Genomic DNA, 19,018 nt, shown 5'->3' with positions numbered 1-19,018 from the left:
ATTGTTATACAATTTAATAGAAAGTGAAGTGATACATATCAGTAAGGCATTATTTATTACAGAAAAACCAAGTGTTGCTGCAGAGTTTGCCAAAGCCTTAAAAATAAATGGGAGAAAATCAGATGGATTTATAGAGTCTGACAAAGCTGTTGTTACATGGTGTGTGGGACATCTTGTTACTATGAGCTACCCTGAAAAATATGATGTAAAATTAAAAAAATGGTCTTTGAGTACTTTGCCATTTTTACCTAAAACATATAAATATGAAGTTATAGATGGAGTGAAAAAACAATTTAATATAGTTAAGAGCCAATTAATTCGTGAGGATATTGACAGAATTTATGTTTGTACAGATTCTGGAAGGGAAGGGGAGTACATCTATAGATTAGTGGATGAAATGTCAGGTAGACCTAATAAGCAAAAACGAAGAGTGTGGATAGATTCACAAACAGAGGAAGAGATAATTCGTGGAGTTAAAGAAGCAAAGGATTTAAGTGAGTATGATAATTTATCAGAAGCCGCTTATTTAAGGGCAAAAGAGGACTATCTAATGGGAATTAATTTTTCTAGACTTCTAAGTCTGGTCTATGGAAAAACTGTAAGTAATTATCTTGGAAAAAATTATATAGTTATTGCAGTGGGACGTGTAATGTCTTGTGTACTTGGAATGGTGGTCCAAAGGGAAAGAGAAGTCAGAGATTTTGTTGTTACTCCTTTTTATAGGATTATGGCTAGCTTTAAAGTAGATGAAGAATCTAAATATGATGGGGAATGGAAAGCGGTAGAAGGTTCGGAATATTTTGAATCACCCATGCTTTATAATGAGGGTGGATTCAAAACGCAAGATATGGCAGAAAAATTAATATCAGACCTTAGAGATTCTAGTATAGATGGTAAAGTTGTAGTTGAAAGTATTACTAAGAAGAAAGAAAATAAAAATGCTCCACTATTATTTAATTTAGCAGAAATACAAAATGAATGTTCTAAAAAATTTAAAATAAATCCAGAACAAACACTTGGTCATATTCAAGCTTTATATGAGAAAAAAATGCTTACCTACCCAAGAACAGATGCTAGGGTATTATCTACAGCAGTGGCAAAAGAGATAAATAAGAACTTGAAAAAATTAACCAATTTTAATGGTGATCTAGAAATAAAAAATATAGCTGAGAATATTCTAGACAAAAGGTGGTTTAGTAATATAGCTAAGACAAAGTATGTTGACGATAGTAAGGTCACAGATCACTATGCTATTATTCCAACAGGAGAAGGTCTTCAGAGCTATATGGCACTAAAGGATATTCAAAAGAAAATCTATAATTTAGTTTTAAGACGGTTTCTTTCAATATTTTATCCACCTGCTGTTTATAGCAAGGTTTCCGTTATAACTAAAATTGATAAGGAAAGATTCTTTACGTCAGATAAGGTTTGCGTTGAAATTGGCTATTTGGAGGTCTTAAAACCTGATAATGATAGCTATGACAGTGAAAACAAAAACATGAAATTTTTAAGTACCTTAAAAAAAGGTCAAAGTGTAGACCTAGATGACTTAATTGTAAAAGAAGGTAAAACATCTCCCCCTAAAAGATTTACTACAGGTTCAATAATTATTGCTATGGAAAATGCGGGTAAACTTATAGAGGATGAGGAACTAAGGGAGCATATTAAAGGTTCTGGTATCGGTACAAGTGCCACTCGTTCAGGAATTTTAACAAAGCTTGAAAAAATAGAATATATTAAATCTAATAATAAGACCCAGGTGGTTATGCCTACACTTCTTGGAGAAATTATCTATGATGTGGTGAGAAACTCTATACCCACCTTGCTAAATCCAGAGTTAACAGCTAGTTGGGAAAAAGGATTAACCATGGTTACGCAAAGTGAAATAGAGGGTACTATATACATGGATAAGTTAGAAAATTATATAATAAAAAATACTGATAGAGTACTTAAACTAAATAATGGCTTAAGACTTGTAAACCATTTTGATATGATAAGTTCATTTTACAAAAATCCTCAAACTGGGGCGGAATAATTACAATAAATGTTTTTAGTCACAAAAAAAAGTATATAGGAAACAGTTTGCGAAAGTGGCTGTGGATAACATTTATACTCCACCGTAATAAGAATTTGGTCTTTACACGGTAAAAAAAGTATATATTACGTAAACTTCATTTGAGCAAGCTTTAGTAATTCTTAAGTGATTTTAATGAGAGATGCGTTAAGAAAAGTGCATGTTTGAGCGTTAGCGAGTTTGCACTTTTTAGCATCTTTCATTAAAATCAGTTTAGAATTACTTAGCACAGCGAACAGAAGTTGTAGTAATATATACTTTTTTTCTATTTTATGATTAAATCAAATAATTTCTTAGCGGCTTTTTTTGGACCGTCTTGTTCCTGACCTTTTACACCCAAGGAAGTTCTAATTTGACCAACTTTTACTCCTGTTTTGAAAAATTCCTCAAAATATTGGTCTATAAGGACATCTACTAGTTCTTGCTTTTGCACAGGCCCAAAGGGATTTGCAAAATAGGAGGTAACAAGACCGAGTTCTGTAGTAGTGCCTTTTGCCATTCTTGCACCTCTTTTACAAACAGCAATAGCATCTTTTGGGTTTGTAAAGAAATTAATCTCTTCATTACCTTCCTTTACTTCTTCATAATTATTTGCATATAGAAATAAATCTATAGGGTAGCCTTTAATAATATCTTTATAGCTTGCTACGGGCATAACAAGTCTTGCATTAATTTTATCAGGATTCATAAATATACTTCTATCAATTTCTTTAAAAGCATATCCAGCATCTAAATCATCAAGTCTTACAAAAGCTCCAATTTCTGTTCCAAAGCCTAAGGGTTTATTACTGGAGTTTAGAGTTACAACACCCATATCATCAAATACTATGGTCATGTCGCTGATATAATCCTCACTTAAACTTCTAAAGGCCTCTAGGCATTCTGACTTGCCAGCTCCACTATCACCCATAATAACAACATTTGCACTTTTACCATTATTCATAACTATGTTTACCATTGCGCCATGGATTGGTAAATAGCCACGTTTAATCATTATTAGGTTATGAAGAGTTAGAGCCATTTTCTTTACATAGCCGAAATAATCAATTTCTTCACCATAACTAATGTAGCCAAGCATAATATTATTTTCTATATCGTCATAAAATACTGTTTTTACTTTAGATGAAAGAGCTTTAGCAGTAGCTGAATCTTTACCACCAAAAACAAAAACTATATCAGGTTTAATGCCCCTATATTCTTTTTCACGAGCCATTTCAAATAAGTTACATAGAGTTATTGCATGAGCCATAAAATCTCTGTGTACATAGATAAAGGCAAGCAGTGTTCCTACTTTAGCAGGATAACAAAACCAATGGTCTGTGCTTATAGTACAATTTTTTAATGGGTTTTCAAAACATTCCTGAAAAATTCCATCACGAGTATTTTTTTTAGGGTAGCTAATATAAGGCAAATCTAGCATTATTGATTCAATGAATGGAACATCTTTTAAAAGTTCATATCCAGAAGGAATAGGCCAATACGCATTGTTAACAATTAGACCCGCATTGCCACCAGCTGGTAGTTGTCTGTAAACCATAGGCTTATAGCCAAGAACATTCTCTTCAATTTTTCTGTATAAATTAAGTATAAGCATAGAAAAATCATTGTTTGCTTCAAGGAAGCTTGTTTTCTCTAAACCCTCATTAATCTTATTGTTATGAATTATTGTATACCTTTCAAGCTTTCTCCAAAAACTATAAAAATCTTCTATAAAATCAACAAAAGTACCGCGGCTAGTAATAAGTGAACTATATTTTGTATTTAAATTTATAATCTCATTTACATTTAGTACTGATAAGAGTTTAAACAAATGTATCATAAAGACATCTAAGTCCTCATTTTCTGTGCTTGCATTTTGGATTAAATATTTATAGATATTTGAGTTTTTCTTCTTTATTTTCTTGAGGTAAGAGTTAAAGACTCTTCTAAAACCGGTACTTTCTAATAGCTTTTCAGGGCTATTACAATATTTCGCAGTGAAATTAATCATTACGTTGTCGTTACTTAAAGAAAATTCTTTTTTCAAATCTGCACCTCCGTAGGCTAGTGTATATTTTTTTTAACAATACAAAATGAATTTTATTAGAACAGATGATATCATAAACAGTAATTAATATTTAAATACTATACTATAATACTCTGAAAATGAAATATTGACAACACTAAAATTGCAAAAAAACTTATTTTAGAAAAGTTTTAAATATAAGTATGGTGTAATTTTTGGTAATTTTGAGATATAATAATATTGTACACATGGAAATAGATAACAAGTCGGAATAAGCTAGTATACTTGCTGGTTGTTTATTTTCTTGTGTCCTAAAGAAAAAGTAAAGGGCGTGGTATTGTGAAAAACAAAAGAGCATCTCATGTAATGGCAATAATTTTAATGTTTATCTGGAGCTTATCTTATTTGAGCATAAAGGTTGTATCACAAGAGGTAAGCCCTACATTATCAGCGTTTTATAGATTTATGTTAGCCGCAATAATTTTATTTATAATATTAAAAGTAAAATTTCCGGAAGAGAAAGTTTTAAAAGTGGACAAACTCAAATTTGCACTAGGCGGGCTCTTTGGGGTAGCAATATATTTTATATTTGAAAACTATTCTGTAGCATACACCTCTGCATCAAATGTAGCAATTTTAATTGCGACTATACCCGTATTTACTATATTTTCTCAAAGGCTAATTTATAAAGAAAAACTGACCTATGGAAAAATATTTGGTGCTACCTTGAGCTTGGTTGGAATTATTATAATAATTGCATCCAAGCAAAGAGTAAGCTTATTATCAAAAGGGAATATAGGAGATTTGATGGCACTTGGAGCAGTCTTTTCTTGGGTGATATATAATATGGTTTGTAGTAGCTTTAAAGGTAATTATAAAGTTATTACTATAACTACTTATGAAATCATGTGGGGATCCTTGTTTCTAAGTCCTTCACTGTTTTTTAATACATTGCAAATCCCATCTACAAAAGTTGTATTAAATTTAATATTTTTATCTATTTTTTGCTCTTGCATTGGATATGTAATGTATGTACACTGTCTAAAAGATCTTGGAGCAACTGTTATTACTACCTATATAAATCTACAACCTATCATGAGTTTATTTGCGGCAGGATTCTTACTACATGAAGTTGTTACAATTTGGCAGGTAGTAGGATGTATTATAATAATAATAGGTGTAACTTTAGTAAGTTTGGATGGTAGGATAAACCTTAGAAAAGGTATGAAATTTCTCTTCTCATAGTATTCTATAACAAAAAGGATATATTGCTACAACTGCGTTCGCTTCACCTAGTAATTCTACAATTTATTTTATTTATAGCTGCTAAAAACCACAAACTCGCTATGCTCAAACATGTGGGTTTCTTCACGCAACTACAAATAAAATAAATTGTGAATTACTACGGTTTGCTCAGACACATTTTACGCAATATATCCTTTTATTAGAATACTATAAGATAAAGTATCGGAGTAGGTAGTATAGAGTATTCTTTTGTTATGTATTAATAAAAATATATTATTAAAAACCAGGTTGAAATATTGACATTAATATCGCAATATATTAATATAAGAATATAGTAGTGCATTCTATTTTTAAAAATTAAAACTAAAATTTATTCATTTATAAAAGGAGATCAATTATGGATGCCAATTTTCAACAATATACAGAAATAGCAGAATTATTAAAAGCTCTTGCTCATCCCGTTAGAATATGTATTATTAGAGGACTTATGAATAAAGGAAGCTGCAACGTTAGCTATATGCAGGAGTGTCTAAATATTCCTCAATCTACAGTTTCTCAGCACCTTCAAAAGCTAAAATCCTTAGGAATTATAAAAGGTGAACGAGATGGCCTACAAATTAATTATAAGATTTGTAATGAAACCATAATAAATGTGGTAAGTGCAATGTTCCCAGATGAGGATTAATTCGAATTTAATTTTATTAATATAGAAAAAGCACATGCTTCTAAAAATTAGCACAATATATTAACAAATATAAAAAAGAGCCTATATTAATTTTAAAATTAATATAGGCTCTTTTGCACTCATCAAAATACTTATTTAATATCTTCCTCTTCTACCGCCACGATGTTTACGTCTATTTATAGAAGAGATTAATAACAAGATTAATACTATAACCACAATTAGTAAAATGGCTATCCCGGCATATATAATTATATTGTCTTTAATGAGAGTAGATTTTGAAATCATTGGATATAATTTAATACTTTTGCTTACATCTCTTTGTTTTAGCTCTAAGGTTCCAACAGATGTATCTTTATCAAGTTTCCATGGATTTATGCCTGAAACTTTAATAGTAGTTTGTGGTTTGATATCATTATTATAAAAAGCCACATCTTCTTTGGACTCTAATGGAACATTAATTGTTCTTTCAGGTCCTATAAATGGAATAACTTTATAGGGTACAGAAATTGTTTTGATGGCAGTATTTTTTTTGCTCCGTACTTCCTTCTTAGAGGCATAACTCCAATCAATTAGTTTTTGCATATCTTCAAAGACTTTTGTATCTTTTGCATCATTTTCAGAATTCATAACAACACCTAAGATATGATGACCGTTACGTTCATATATAGAAATTAAGCATCTTCCAGCCTTTAGTGTATAGCCAGTTTTGCCACCAAGGTTACCATCTACTCCAAGAAGTTTATTTCTATTTTCAACAATAGCGACCGGTCCATTAGCAGATTTTATTGTGCTTGTTTTTTTACCCATAGATTTCTTTACCCATTCATTTTTATAGGCCGCTCTACCTAAAAGAGTTAAGTCATATGGGGTTGTATAATGTTCATCATTTATATCATCCAAACCATTGGGAGTGAGAAAATGAGAACCTTTCATTCCTAACTTAGCAGCTTTTTCATTCATCATTTTAGCAAAATTAGTAGGGGTTCCACCAACGTTATCTGCAATCATATATGCAATATCATTTCCAGAATAAAGAAGAAGTCCATCCATTACGTTGTCAGCTGACATGGTATCGCCTATTGCTACAGGATGAACATTTACGTTATAAGAGAAAGCTGGTTGCTCCTTTGCATTTTTTGTATAGTTCAAATTATCAGTTGTCTTTTTATTTTCAGCAAGTAACAAGGCTGTAATAAGCTTTGTAATGCTTGCTGGATACATCTTATTATCAATGTTTTTGGTGTAAATAATTTCATTAGTATCTATATCTACAGAAATAGCAGCTTTACCAATTAATTCTAGTGGTTTAACAGCAGCAAAAGCAGTTGTAGAAAACACTAAAGTAAATACTAGTGCAAACAATAAAAGTCGATTCGTTCTCTTCAATTTTCATCTCTCCATTACAATTAAATTTTATATTTATCTACTGATAAACACAAAATAATTATAGCATTTTAATATATTAAGAACAAGGTACATCGTATATTGAGAAAGAAAGCCCATTATGATATTATTATTTTAATATAAATTTGGTGGTGATTAACATTATAAATAAGCTAGAGCAAATCTTTAAAAATAGGCATTCTAAGGTCATAGGGGAATTTAAGGAAAGTTCAGTTATGATATTATTTACAGAGGATTCAGGGGAATTATCCATAGTATTTGAAGTACGTGCTCTTAAATTAAGGAGTCAGCCAGGGGATGTTTGCTTACCTGGAGGAAAAGTTGAAGAAAATGAGGATCCAAGGGAAACTTCTCTACGTGAAACCATGGAAGAATTAAATTTAGAAAGAGATCAAATTGAATTTATAGGAGATATGGACTATTATATAAGCCCTTATGGAAATATAATGTATGCCTTCGTTGGTAAATTAAAATATGGTCAAATAACTCCTAGTCCTGATGAAGTTCACCATATATTTAAAGTTCCATTAAAATTCTTTTTAGAGCATGAGCCTTTGCTTTATAAAATGGAGATAGGGCCTGTAAACCAAGAAGGTTTTCCTTTTCATTTAATAAATGGAGGTAAAGAGTATAAGTTTCGTAAAGGGTATTTAGATGAGTATTTTTATGAGTACAATAACTATATAATATGGGGTTTCACAGCGCAAATAGTTAAGAGCTTTATAGAAGTTTTAAAAAACAGTAATAAGATTTAAGATCATGCTTAGAGAAGTTAAAAAAAGCCTCCATTTATAATCAAATAGAGGCTTTTTTTAGTAGATATACTATTTACTGCTTACAAGCTTATTTTTCTTAAGGAATATTGAAACACTTAATACAATAACAGCTAAATACACAAAAACATATATAATAGATATCAAGCTTGATTTATTGAAGAATTTTAGATATATAAAGGCAGTTTGTGAGATAAAGGCCCAAAATAAAGAGATAAAAGCCATAATATTATTTCTGTGTCTCCAATTATCTGGGTCTTTCATGGAACCAATAATTTTATCTCGTCTTTTACTTTTAGCACCGGTGTTAATTACTAAAAATTTGTAATATAAGAAAAATACAAATGCGACTATAGAAATACCAAAAAATATATAAGCTAAAGAGATACTGGTTATACTCATAAAAATCACTCCTTTTAGAAATATCCTGGCTAAATTTTATATATTTAATATGCCCTAAAAATTAAAACATATGTTTATATCATATATACAATATGTGAGTTTTCAAGTATATCTAATTTTAAAACATCAAAAAAGAGAGGAAAAGTTCCCTCTCTTATAAAAAAATCCTATTCTTTTTTGTCTGACTCAACACTTTCAAAATAATCTGTTCCCCATTTACACATAACGTCGAGTATTGGCATCACACTTTTGCCTTGTTTAGTTAGCGAATATTCTACTTTAGGAGGAACCTCGGCATATACTTTTCTATTAACCATTTCATATGCTTCCAATTCTCTAAGTTGTTGTGTTAACATTTTTTGCGTTATTATGCCCATGGATCTTTTTAATTCGCTGAATCGTAATACACCGTTTTTGGCTAATCTCCAAAGAATAATTGGTTTCCATTTACCACCTATAATATCAAGTGTTAACTCAATGGCACAACTATATTCTTTATTGTTTATTTTCATTGTTTTATCGCTCATAATACCTCCTAGTATTGATGTGAGTGTGTAAGTGTTATTAATATACTAAGTCACTATTAAGTGAGTACTTGATTAAAAAGCTCTAATACGTACAATTATACCATTGATATATTTTATATGCAATGTAATAAAAATAAAGACATTTACCGAACTTTTAAGTTCGTTTTTTTTAGTTTATAGAATAGGAGTTAAGAGGACAAATTAAGCACAAAAATAAGGCCTATTTGTGGCATTAAATATTTATTTTAAAAATTAAAAAAAAACACTGTAAATTATTGCTTAAATGTCTTATAATGTTACGATAGTAGCAAATTATGGGAATGAGGTGATGAAATGTTACAGTGTCCTTTTCTAACAACCATAGAAGAAGAAATAGAATGTTTTAAGGAGTGTGCATTATATAAATGGGCAGACAATGGAGGTAAATGCCCATTCGTTGAACTAAAAAATTTCAAACCTTTCACTATTAATAATATTTCTGATTATGATTTATTTAATGATGATATCAATTCACCATTAAAAATGTTATATAAAGAAAAATATTCATAGAAGTTTTTGTGTAGTTGTGTATTTTATGTAATTATAGGATATAATTAAATTTATAATGAATACAGTGCAGGGATGTGAATTTATATGGAAAGAACCTTAGTTTTAATTAAACCTGATGGAGTTAAACGAGGACTTATTGGAAGAATTCTTAATCATTATGAAGAAAAGTCACTAGAAATTGTGGCATTAAAAATGATTACTGCCACAAAAGATAATGCAAGAGAACATTATATTGAGCATGCTGGAAGAGAATATTTTGAAGAATTAATAAGCTATGTTACTGAAGGTAAAATGTGTGCAATGATTATTAGGGGCGAAAAAGCTATTGAAGTAGTACGCAAAATCAATGGAGATAAGGATCCTTTAAAAGCAGAACTGGCTAGCATAAGAGGGGAATTTACATTAGATAAAACTCACAATCTAGTTCATGCTTCAGATTGCCCTGAAAGTGCAGAACGTGAAATTGCAATTTGGTTTCCAGAACTTACTTATAAAGATAAGTATAAGAAAAATGTTGATTTATTCCAAAAAATTGAGGGACCATTGGTAAATGTATAATAAAAAGTATATATTACTACAACCGCACTTTATTCGCTAAGTAATTCTAAGCTGATTTTATGAAAGATACTAAAAAGTAAAAACTCGCTATACGCTCAAACATTTACTTTTCTTAACGTATCTTTCATAAAAGCATCTAAGAATTACTAATGCTCATTCGGATGCAGTTTACGTAATATATACTTTTTTTAACGTTCTTTACTTTTTTAAATAAGAACTAATGAGAACCGCAATTTCCAGAGCAGCCATTACATGATTCACTATTAGCCTTGGAACAATGTTTGTCACTATCTTTTGAGGATACAGTTTTAACCCAAAATCTAGAATCAGTATAGGCTATTGTGAGCTCGTTAATGTTGTCTAAGAGAGTGTCTTCGTATAATACTTTCAAATCATCAATATTATTTTTAATGTCACCTGTTTTAAAATTGTCTAAGTAAATATCGACTTTAGCAGATTTGCAACAACCATTTGTATACACAAATCTTATGCTAGAATAGTCAACACTCTCTTTAATCATTTTAATAAGCTCGTCATGAGCTGCTTTTGAAAGCTTGATTTTTAATGTTTGATTCATAAATACCTCCTAGTATTTCTCTGAGGCAGAAAACAATGTATTTCAGTTATTCCTCAAAGGTCTCAGAATAATAATTCAATAAGCCTTGCTTAAGATTCCATAAATTTGAAGAAAGATCCACGTAATATGCATGTGGGTTTTCAAATCTTAAAACTTCGCTCCATAATTTAGAAACTTCTTTAGCAGAAAATGCTTTTATCTCCATAACAGAAGGAGATTCGTAAATTGGCTTTCCGTTTTCAAAAATTTTAACCATAAGATCTTTCACATAGAAATTTTTAATTTTCTTCTTTTTCCAAGTGAAAATAGAATTAAATATTTCAAGTGGTTTACTTTCATCAATAATCTCATCATGTAAGGTTATAAAATCTGCAATGGCTTTATGTGAAGTTTTATCAAATATTCTATATAATTTTTTAAAAGCTGGATTAGTAATTTTTTCTTCATTCTCACTAATTTTAATTTTTGGGATTATTTCTCCATCATTCTCAACAGCAACAAGCTTATAAACACCACCGAATACTGGTTCTGATCTTGCAGTAATAAGTCGCTCGCCAACACCGAAGCTATCAATCTGTGCTCCGTTTTCCAAAACTCCTCTTATTATATATTCATCAAGTGAGTTGGAGATAGTGATCTTTACATCTTCGTATCCGGCCTCATCTAGCATTATTCTAACTTTCTTTGTTAAATAAGTAATATCACCGCTATCAATTCTAATTCCTTTAGGCCTTTTGCCCATAGGTTTAAGTATCTCATTAAATACCTTTATGGCATTTGGAACACCAGATAGTAGCACATTATAGGTATCTATAAGTAGTACACAATTATCAGGGTAAGTTTCAGCCCAAGCTTTAAATGAATCATATTCGGTATCAAAAAGCTGTACCCAACTATGGGCCATGGTACCTAGTGCTGGAATATTAAACATTTCATCAGCTATGGTACATGCAGTACCAACACAACCTCCAATTACAGCCGCACGAGCACCATATATAGCACCATCATAACCTTGAGCACGTCTAGAACCAAATTCCATAACAGGCCTATGCTTTGCTGCTCTACATATTCTACTTGCTTTAGTAGCTATTAAGGTTTGGTGATTTATTGTGAGTAGTACCATTGTTTCAACAAATTGAGCCTGCATAACAGGTCCTCTAACTATAACTAAGGGTTCACCTGGAAAAACGGGATAGCCTTCAGGCACTGCCCATACATCGCAGGCAAATTTAAAATTCCGTAGATAATCCAAGAATTTTTCAGAAAAAATATCTTTGCTTTTTAGATAAGCTATATCTTCCTTAGAAAATTCTAAATTTGAAAGATATTCAATTAATTGTTGGACTCCGGCCATAATGCAATATCCTCCACCATCCGGTATTCGTCTGAAAAACATATCAAAATAGGCAATTTTATCTTGTACATTATTATGGAGATAACCGTTTCCCATAGTTAATTCATAAAAGTCTACTAGCATTGTTAGGTTTCTTTCATTGCTCACATTGAATTCTTTTGAGTGATTCATAATTTTTTCCCCTTTGAAATTTAATAAAAGTATATAATGGAATTATAACATATTTATATATTAATATTTAAATGTGATTATTACAATAGATTTTTGGGTATAAACATAATATATGACAATTTAAAGTAGGTGAATGATATTGGAGACAAAACGCAGTATGAATAATAACGTTAGAAATAACAGGATAAATACAAAATTAAGTAAAGAACAACGAGCAGCAGTTTTTTCAGATAGTAGGAATTTATTGGTTACGGCGGGCCCAGGTTCAGGTAAAACGGTGGTTATAGTTAATAGAATTGTTAATTTAATAAATGAGCAAAATACTAGCCCTAAAAATATTATTGTCATTACTTTTACAAGAGCGGCGGCCATTAATATGAAAAATAGATATATTGCTATAAATGGAAGAGATAGAGTTCCTTTTTTTGGAACCTTTCATGGTTTATTTTATAAAATTCTTAAAAATTATTATGGTGAGATAACCATAATAGACACGCTTGAGGTATATAAGTTGATAAAAAATGTGCTAATGTCCTATTTAGATGAGGTAAGTGATGAAAAAGTAAAAGAGGTCATAAATAGCATTTCTGTATTTAAAACAAGTGGTGATTCAATGGAGAATTTTGCTCCTAGTATTGATAAAGGAATATTTACAGCAGCCTATAATATTTATGAGCAGTATAGGAAAGAAAAAAACTTATATGATTTTGATGATCTACAAATATGTTGTAGAGATTTGTTTATAAAAAATTATCCCATACTTACGGGATATAGAAAACTGTTTAAGCATATTTTAGTTGATGAATTTCAAGACTGTGATTCTATGCAGGTGGAGATATTGAAACTTTTAAATGAAGAAAATTCTATTTTTGCAGTAGGTGATGAAGATCAATGTATTTATGGGTTCAGGGGTTCAAACCCTGAGTGTATGGTTAAGTTTTCACAGCACTTTGAAGGGGGAGGGAAGTTACCTCTTTCAACTAATTATAGGTGTCCAAAGAATATAGTGGAAATATCTATGAATATTATAAGGAATAACAAAATGAGAAATGAAAAAGACATAGTAGCATTTAAAGAGAAAGATGGCGGTATTGCAGTAATTAATAATATAAATGAAAACTCTCAGGCTGAGGAAATTAGTTGCATTATTCAAAGACAAAGTGAAACACAGAATAAAAATTATAGTGATAATGCCATATTGTACAGAACAAACGTAGAGTGCAGAAGTCTAATAGACATCTTTATTAAAAAAAGAATACCTTTTAAGCTTTTAGATAGGGAATATGACTTTTTTCAACATTTCATTTGTAAAGATATAATTGCATATTTAAAACTAAGTATTGATAGCTCTGATAAATTTAGCTTCCTTAGAATAATTAATAAGCCCTTTAGATATATAAGTAAACTAAATTTAGATAAATTAAGAAGAAATGTTGTACGCGAAGACTGCTTTGAAATGCTAAAGGAAGCTGAAGGTATACCGGTGTTTCAAATGAAGATGTTAGATAAGTTAAAAAAAGACATCCATATTTTGAACAAACTTTCTCTGAAAAGTGCAATAGATAATATAGTTTTAAGTATTGGCTATCATGACTATATTAAGGAGTACTGTACCAAATTTAAAATTGATTTAGGTGAGATGGAGGATGTTATTGACGAATTTAGACAATCAATAGAAGGATATAACTCGATTATTACTTTTTTGGCCCATGTAGACCAGGTTAAAGAAGAAATTAGTAAAGGGAAGAAAAATGGGGATGAGGATGCTGTAATACTTAGTACAATTCATGGCGTAAAAGGAATGGAGTTTAAAAATGTATTCTTAATTAACTGCAATGAAGAGAATATCCCACATGTAAACAGCATGGATAAAAACATAGAAGAAGAACGAAGACTATTTTATGTAGGAATAACAAGAGCCATAGATAATGTTTGGATGTGCATTTGCAAAAGTGTAAAAGGAAAAGTCAAAGAAACTTCACGATTTGTTGTGGAATGCAAAATTATGGCGGAAGGCGGAGAGAACTTACCTTTTAAAGAAGGGGATAATATATTACATAAAAATTTTGGAGCTGGAAAAGTAATTTCTATTACTAGTAAAGATTTAAACCTTGAATTTGAGGGTGGAATTATAAGAAAATTTGACGCTGAAGTGTTATATAACAATGCTTTAATATCAAAAGTGGAGTAATGTAAAATCAACTTTATAGTAGAGACACTATTAGAAAAATAGGAGGTGGAACGCATCAGCATGTATAAATTAAAGGAAAATGGAGCAATGCATAATAATGATGCATTAGTAAAAAACATATCATTTGAGGGAATAATAATAGGCAACATATCATTTGAGATTGTTGAAAATAGCATGCACGTAAATGATATTAACATAGATATTAAATATACACATAAGAATCATGCAACAAATTTATTAATACAATTAGTAAAAGAATTTAACATTGATATTATTGATGGTACTGGAACGTATGATGAAGGAGAATACTTCTGGGAAAGGTTAGGAGCTAAAATGTCAGAGTATATATATACTAACGAAATTATGGACACCCAGGGAGACACCCCACAATATTGTTGTTTAGGTAGGGATTTTAAATTATCAAGAGAACAGTTAATAAAATATAGTGAATTAAAATAGTGCTATTTCATTATATTCTTTACTTGCAAAGAAAAAGTATAAAACATATAATGTAATGGGAAGGAATATTTTACAAAAAGCAGAATGGTATACTAAAAAATTAATTGTTTAATAAGGAGGGTTTTTATGGTTGCATTTAAAAAGATGTGGGAGGATGTACGCCTAATTTTATCAGATGAAGACTACTCAGGTATAGAAATTTTGGAGAGATTTAATTGTGGTTTTACAGTTAAAGAGCGAGATAATGTAATTTTTATTACAAGAGATGATTTTGTAGACTTTTGGTGTAAGCTATTGTACTACAGTGAATTATCATTAGAGCAGGTTTCGAAAGATGATAAATTAAAACCTAAATATATTTACACTATTATAAAACAATTACCATATATATCAGAAAACTCTGGAGTAATTAAGTTAATGCAGTAGTTTTGTTGAATATTGTTATATAATGTTATATAATTTTATTAAGCTCATATTCATAGAATATGAGCTTAATAAAATTTCATAAAATATGTGCTCAATATATATTTAAATAATTTTGTGAGGAAGAGGTATAGAAATGGAAATCACAAATGTACATTCCGAGGAACTTATATTTGCACTAGATATAGGGACAAGGTCCATCATAGGGACAGTAGGGGTAATAGCGGAGAAAAAGTTTCAAGTTATTGCTGAAAGTTATATAGAACATGAAGAGAGAGCGATGGTTGATGGTCAAATTCATGATATTCAACTGGTAGCTAACGGAGTAAAAAGAGTTAAGAAGCAGTTAGAGGCTAGCTTAAATATTACACTATCTAAAGTAGCTATTGCTGCTGCGGGAAGATTTTTAAGGACTACAAAAATAAAGTCCGAAATAGAAGTTGAGGGCGATATTGAAATTGATAGGGAAATTATTAGAAGTTTAGAACTTACTGCGGTTAAAATGGCGGAAAATGAAGTCAATAAGTCTACTCAAGGTAAGCTTTATTGTGTAGGATATAGTGTGAAAAATTATTACTTAAATGGATATATAATATCAAATCTAAACTCGCACAAAGGAGAAAAGATTGCAGTTGAAATAATAGCTACCTTTCTTCCTCGTTCAGTGGTTGATAGCCTTTATGTAGTTATGAATAAGGCTTCACTTGAGGTTGTAAGTTTAACCCTGGAGCCAATAGCGGCCATGGAAGCTGCAGTACCACAGAAGCTGCGACTTCTGAATTTAGCACTAGTTGATATTGGCGCAGGTACTTCTGATATTGCTATTAGTAGTAAGGATAGTATAAGTGCATATGGTATGGTGCCCATGGCAGGAGATGAGGTAACCGAAATAGTAGCACAAGCATATTTAGTAGATTTTAACACAGCTGAAAAAATTAAAAAGCAATGTGGTGGCAAAAACAAAATTCAGTATACTGATGTTTTAGGGCTTGATAATGAAATAGAGCCAGAGGAAGTATTAAAAATAATTAACCCTGTAGTAATGAAAATTTCAGAAGAAATTGGAAACCGGATAATTGAATTAAATGGAGGTAAAGCTCCTAATGCTGTATTTTTAGTAGGAGGTGGAGCACATACACCATTAATTAAAGAAAATATAGCAAAAATTTTAAATCTACCAATACAAAGAGTTGCAATTAAAGGAAGGGAAGCCGTAGTTGACTGTATTTGTAATGCTGAAATGGGAAGTGTTGGAGTTACAGTTTTAGGTATAGCACTTATATCAATTAAGAAATTAGGACATGACTTTGTTGACGTTACCATAAATGATAAAATTGTAAGTTTATTTAATGCACATAAACATACAGTTATGGATGTAATGGTGCAAGAAGGTATTAGCCCTAAAATATTGATTGGTAAGAATGGACGTAATATAAGATTCACAGTTGATGGAATAAAGAGAGTAGCTTTTGGAACTTTAGGTGTGGGGGCAGAAATTGTGATAAATGATACCCTTAGTAATATTGATTCTGAGGTAAAAGAAGGCGATATTATAGGAGTTAGTTTTGCTAAAGACGGTAAAAATGCTGAGCCTAGAATTATGGATTTTGTGAAGAACATTCAAGCCGTGAGTTTTTATTTTGATGATATAATACAAAACATTGAACCAATAGGGTTTATTAATGGGGAGAGAGCTCTTATAAATGATGTAATAAAAGAAGATGACAATGTTACAATAGTAATCCCTACTACAATGCAGGACTACGCGAAACATTACCTAGATAGTGTAAAAGCATCGAATTTTATAATGAATAATAGTGAAATTATTGTGGAATATGTTATAAAAGAAGGGGACAAAATATATAGTGCAACTATAAAAGATGAAAAGCCTGCTATAGAAAAACATGAGAGCAAAGAAAAACAAATGGAGTCACAGAATATGTTGCATAAGGAAGTACAAAGGCTACACAAGGTAGTTAATAATGAATACGATAGAACAAAAGTTGTACATAATAAAGTGGATAATGAAGAGATAGAAGTTGTGGTTGAAGTTAATAAGAAAATTATAACCCTTAAAAATAAAGATAAATACATATTTGTGGATATATTTGATTATGCAGAGTTTGATTTATCTAAGTCAAAGGGAAACCTAATACTGATGCTGAATGATAGCAAAGCTAGTTATTACCAGCCACTAAACAATGGAGATATAATCAAGATATATTGGGACAAATAGCATTAGCTCATCTGAAACAAAAAACTAGAATAAGTAGTTTACTCACTAGTTATTTTTTTAGATGGCATGCAAATAAAGAGGTGTGAATAATGAATTTTTTAGCTAAGGCAAAAGATATTCAGAGTGAATTAATAGAAATAAGGCGAGATCTTCACGAAAATCCAGAACTAGGTTTCGATTTATTTAGAACTTCTCAAAAGGTAAAAGATTTTTTATCAAAAGAAGGCATTGAGTTTTATGAGGTAGCAGGAACAGGAATCTGTGCTATTATTAGAGGCAATGGCGATAAAACCATTGCACTAAGGGCAGATATGGATGCACTTCCCCTAGAGGATAAGAAAGTATGCAGCTACTCATCAAAAACACCAGGAAAAATGCATGCTTGTGGACATGATGCTCATACCACTATACTTTTAGGAACAGCTAAAATTTTAAATAGTATGAAGGATGAAATTAAAGGAAATGTTAAATTCTTTTTTGAACCTGCAGAAGAAACTACCGGTGGGGCACCACTCATGATTAGTGAGGGAGTCCTAGAAAGCCCTAAGGTAAATGCTGTAATTGGACTTCATGTAGAAGAGTGGTTACAGGCGGGAACTGTCGGTTTAAAAAGAGGAGTGGCCTATGCAGCATCAAACCCTTTTACTATAAAAATAATAGGTAAAGGAGGTCATGGTGCAAGTCCACATATGACTATTGATCCTATTGTAATAGCTAGCAATGTCATCATTTCCCTTCAGAGCATTGTAAGTAGGGAAATTCCACCTACAGATGCGGCAGTAATCACTATAGGTTCATTTCATGGCGGTACAGCTCAAAATATTATACCTGAAGAAGTCACAATATCAGGAATTATTAGATCTATGAAAAGCGAACATAGGGAATATATAAAGAAAAGGTTAGTTCAGGTAGTAGAAGGTATAGTTGGTTCTATGAGGGGAAAATGTGAAATTAATATAGAGGAAAGCTATCCCTGTCTTTATAATAATGATGACTTAGCAGGAATGTTTGAAATAAAGGCAAGTGAAGTAATTGGAAAAAACAATGTTTATAAAGTAGACCAGCCTACTATGGGTGTGGAAAGTTTTGCTTATTTTTCCAATGAAAGACCAGCACTGTTTTATTTTTTGGGAAGTGGAAACCAGGAAAAAGGTATAGATAATCCGGCCCATGGAAGTTTATTTGACATAGATGAGAGTTGTTTATCAATAGGTGTAGCATTGCAATGTAAATTAGCTTATGAATTTCTATTGAATTCATAGCGTATTTTAGTATATAATTAATGCTTGATGTAATTTTTTAAAAGTGTAAAGTAATTTATTAGAAGATAAATTTAATTATATAGGGAATTCGTCATTATATAAAAAACTATAGATAAAAGAGCT

At 30.8% G+C, this 19,018-nt stretch carries 17 protein-coding genes; 11 read left to right on the top strand and 6 right to left on the bottom strand.

Going from position 1 to position 19,018, the window contains the following annotated elements; translation table 11 throughout:
- Window positions 1-37: 37 nt before the first annotated feature.
- Window positions 38-2,035, top strand: a complete 1,998-nt coding sequence (locus tag KPL51_RS07825) for a DNA topoisomerase (protein ID WP_216159342.1) — start codon at window positions 38-40, stop codon at window positions 2,033-2,035.
- 304 nt (window positions 2,036-2,339) lie between these two features.
- On the opposite strand, the gene KPL51_RS07820 is transcribed toward KPL51_RS07825, so the two are convergent.
- On the bottom strand, window positions 2,340-4,100 hold the full coding sequence (locus KPL51_RS07820) for a phosphoenolpyruvate carboxykinase (ATP) (RefSeq protein WP_216159184.1): 1,761 nt from the start codon (window positions 4,098-4,100) through the stop codon (window positions 2,340-2,342).
- Between the two features lie 318 nt (window positions 4,101-4,418).
- On the opposite strand from KPL51_RS07820, the gene KPL51_RS07815 reads away from it, so the two are divergent.
- Window positions 4,419-5,324: a DMT family transporter gene (locus KPL51_RS07815; RefSeq protein ID WP_216159182.1), complete on the top strand. Its 906-nt coding sequence runs from the start codon at window positions 4,419-4,421 to the stop codon at window positions 5,322-5,324.
- Window positions 5,325-5,721: 397 nt separating this feature from the next.
- Window positions 5,722-6,009: an ArsR/SmtB family transcription factor gene (locus tag KPL51_RS07810; protein WP_216159180.1), complete on the top strand. Its 288-nt coding sequence runs from the start codon at window positions 5,722-5,724 to the stop codon at window positions 6,007-6,009.
- Window positions 6,010-6,144: 135 nt separating this feature from the next.
- Here the strand turns inward: KPL51_RS07810 and KPL51_RS07805 are convergent, their stop codons facing one another.
- Window positions 6,145-7,395, bottom strand: coding sequence for a D-alanyl-D-alanine carboxypeptidase family protein (locus KPL51_RS07805; RefSeq protein WP_216159179.1), 1,251 nt, complete (start codon window positions 7,393-7,395; stop codon window positions 6,145-6,147).
- Between the two features lie 161 nt (window positions 7,396-7,556).
- Between KPL51_RS07805 and KPL51_RS07800 the strand changes: the two genes are divergently transcribed.
- Window positions 7,557-8,168: an NUDIX hydrolase gene (locus KPL51_RS07800; RefSeq protein WP_224853987.1), complete on the top strand. Its 612-nt coding sequence runs from the start codon at window positions 7,557-7,559 to the stop codon at window positions 8,166-8,168.
- Window positions 8,169-8,237: 69 nt separating this feature from the next.
- On the opposite strand, the gene KPL51_RS07795 is transcribed toward KPL51_RS07800, so the two are convergent.
- Both KPL51_RS07795 and KPL51_RS07790 read right to left on the bottom strand, forming a co-directional pair.
- The gene (locus KPL51_RS07795) at window positions 8,238-8,588 is read right to left on the bottom strand and encodes a hypothetical protein (protein ID WP_216159175.1); all 351 of its coding nucleotides are present in this window, start codon (window positions 8,586-8,588) and stop codon (window positions 8,238-8,240) included.
- A gap of 167 nt (window positions 8,589-8,755) precedes the next feature.
- Window positions 8,756-9,115 carry a winged helix-turn-helix transcriptional regulator gene (locus KPL51_RS07790; RefSeq protein WP_224853970.1) on the bottom strand — a complete coding sequence of 120 codons (360 nt, stop codon included), beginning with the start codon at window positions 9,113-9,115 and terminating at the stop codon, window positions 8,756-8,758.
- Between the two features lie 333 nt (window positions 9,116-9,448).
- Between KPL51_RS07790 and KPL51_RS07785 the strand changes: the two genes are divergently transcribed.
- Both KPL51_RS07785 and ndk read left to right on the top strand, forming a co-directional pair.
- Window positions 9,449-9,664 (top strand): hypothetical protein, encoded by a 216-nt coding sequence (locus tag KPL51_RS07785; RefSeq protein ID WP_216159173.1) that lies wholly within the window; start codon window positions 9,449-9,451, stop codon window positions 9,662-9,664.
- Window positions 9,665-9,748: 84 nt separating this feature from the next.
- On the top strand, window positions 9,749-10,222 hold the full coding sequence (gene ndk / locus KPL51_RS07780; protein WP_216159171.1) for a nucleoside-diphosphate kinase: 474 nt from the start codon (window positions 9,749-9,751) through the stop codon (window positions 10,220-10,222).
- 217 nt (window positions 10,223-10,439) lie between these two features.
- Here ndk and KPL51_RS07775 read toward each other — a convergent pair whose 3' ends face one another.
- The gene (locus KPL51_RS07775; RefSeq protein WP_216159169.1) at window positions 10,440-10,799 is read right to left on the bottom strand and encodes a hypothetical protein; all 360 of its coding nucleotides are present in this window, start codon (window positions 10,797-10,799) and stop codon (window positions 10,440-10,442) included.
- 46 nt (window positions 10,800-10,845) lie between these two features.
- The gene (locus KPL51_RS07770; protein WP_216159167.1) at window positions 10,846-12,324 is read right to left on the bottom strand and encodes a nicotinate phosphoribosyltransferase; all 1,479 of its coding nucleotides are present in this window, start codon (window positions 12,322-12,324) and stop codon (window positions 10,846-10,848) included.
- A 157-nt stretch (window positions 12,325-12,481) separates the two neighbouring features.
- On the opposite strand from KPL51_RS07770, the gene KPL51_RS07765 reads away from it, so the two are divergent.
- From KPL51_RS07765 to KPL51_RS07745, 5 genes are all read left to right on the top strand, one after another.
- Window positions 12,482-14,515 (top strand): ATP-dependent helicase, encoded by a 2,034-nt coding sequence (locus tag KPL51_RS07765; protein ID WP_216159165.1) that lies wholly within the window; start codon window positions 12,482-12,484, stop codon window positions 14,513-14,515.
- A gap of 60 nt (window positions 14,516-14,575) precedes the next feature.
- Window positions 14,576-14,974 carry a hypothetical protein gene (locus KPL51_RS07760; protein ID WP_216159163.1) on the top strand — a complete coding sequence of 133 codons (399 nt, stop codon included), beginning with the start codon at window positions 14,576-14,578 and terminating at the stop codon, window positions 14,972-14,974.
- A 126-nt stretch (window positions 14,975-15,100) separates the two neighbouring features.
- Window positions 15,101-15,400 (top strand): hypothetical protein, encoded by a 300-nt coding sequence (locus KPL51_RS07755; RefSeq protein WP_216159161.1) that lies wholly within the window; start codon window positions 15,101-15,103, stop codon window positions 15,398-15,400.
- A 133-nt stretch (window positions 15,401-15,533) separates the two neighbouring features.
- Window positions 15,534-17,633: a cell division protein FtsA gene (locus tag KPL51_RS07750; RefSeq protein ID WP_216159159.1), complete on the top strand. Its 2,100-nt coding sequence runs from the start codon at window positions 15,534-15,536 to the stop codon at window positions 17,631-17,633.
- Between the two features lie 89 nt (window positions 17,634-17,722).
- Window positions 17,723-18,895 carry a M20 metallopeptidase family protein gene (locus tag KPL51_RS07745; RefSeq protein WP_216159157.1) on the top strand — a complete coding sequence of 391 codons (1,173 nt, stop codon included), beginning with the start codon at window positions 17,723-17,725 and terminating at the stop codon, window positions 18,893-18,895.
- Window positions 18,896-19,018: the final 123 nt, after the last annotated feature.

The sequence above is a fragment of the Clostridium bowmanii genome, assembly GCF_018861315.1.
Taxonomy (GTDB): Bacteria; Bacillota; Clostridia; order Clostridiales; family Clostridiaceae; genus Clostridium_AD; species Clostridium_AD bowmanii.
Note: the sequence above shows the minus strand (reverse complement) of the source record. Positions and strands in the feature narration are given on the sequence as shown.

Coding starts and splice junctions, on each gene's coding strand:
- KPL51_RS07790 (WP_224853970.1), bottom strand. CDS start 9,115: ATGAGCGATAAAACAATGAAAATAAACAATAAAGAATATAGTTGTGCC.
- KPL51_RS07760 (WP_216159163.1), top strand. CDS start 14,576: ATGTATAAATTAAAGGAAAATGGAGCAATGCATAATAATGATGCATTA.
- KPL51_RS07785 (WP_216159173.1), top strand. CDS start 9,449: ATGTTACAGTGTCCTTTTCTAACAACCATAGAAGAAGAAATAGAATGT.
- KPL51_RS07745 (WP_216159157.1), top strand. CDS start 17,723: ATGAATTTTTTAGCTAAGGCAAAAGATATTCAGAGTGAATTAATAGAA.
- KPL51_RS07810 (WP_216159180.1), top strand. CDS start 5,722: ATGGATGCCAATTTTCAACAATATACAGAAATAGCAGAATTATTAAAA.
- KPL51_RS07750 (WP_216159159.1), top strand. CDS start 15,534: ATGGAAATCACAAATGTACATTCCGAGGAACTTATATTTGCACTAGAT.
- KPL51_RS07755 (WP_216159161.1), top strand. CDS start 15,101: ATGGTTGCATTTAAAAAGATGTGGGAGGATGTACGCCTAATTTTATCA.
- ndk (WP_216159171.1), top strand. CDS start 9,749: ATGGAAAGAACCTTAGTTTTAATTAAACCTGATGGAGTTAAACGAGGA.
- KPL51_RS07795 (WP_216159175.1), bottom strand. CDS start 8,588: ATGAGTATAACCAGTATCTCTTTAGCTTATATATTTTTTGGTATTTCT.
- KPL51_RS07765 (WP_216159165.1), top strand. CDS start 12,482: ATGAATAATAACGTTAGAAATAACAGGATAAATACAAAATTAAGTAAA.
- KPL51_RS07775 (WP_216159169.1), bottom strand. CDS start 10,799: ATGAATCAAACATTAAAAATCAAGCTTTCAAAAGCAGCTCATGACGAG.
- KPL51_RS07770 (WP_216159167.1), bottom strand. CDS start 12,324: ATGAATCACTCAAAAGAATTCAATGTGAGCAATGAAAGAAACCTAACA.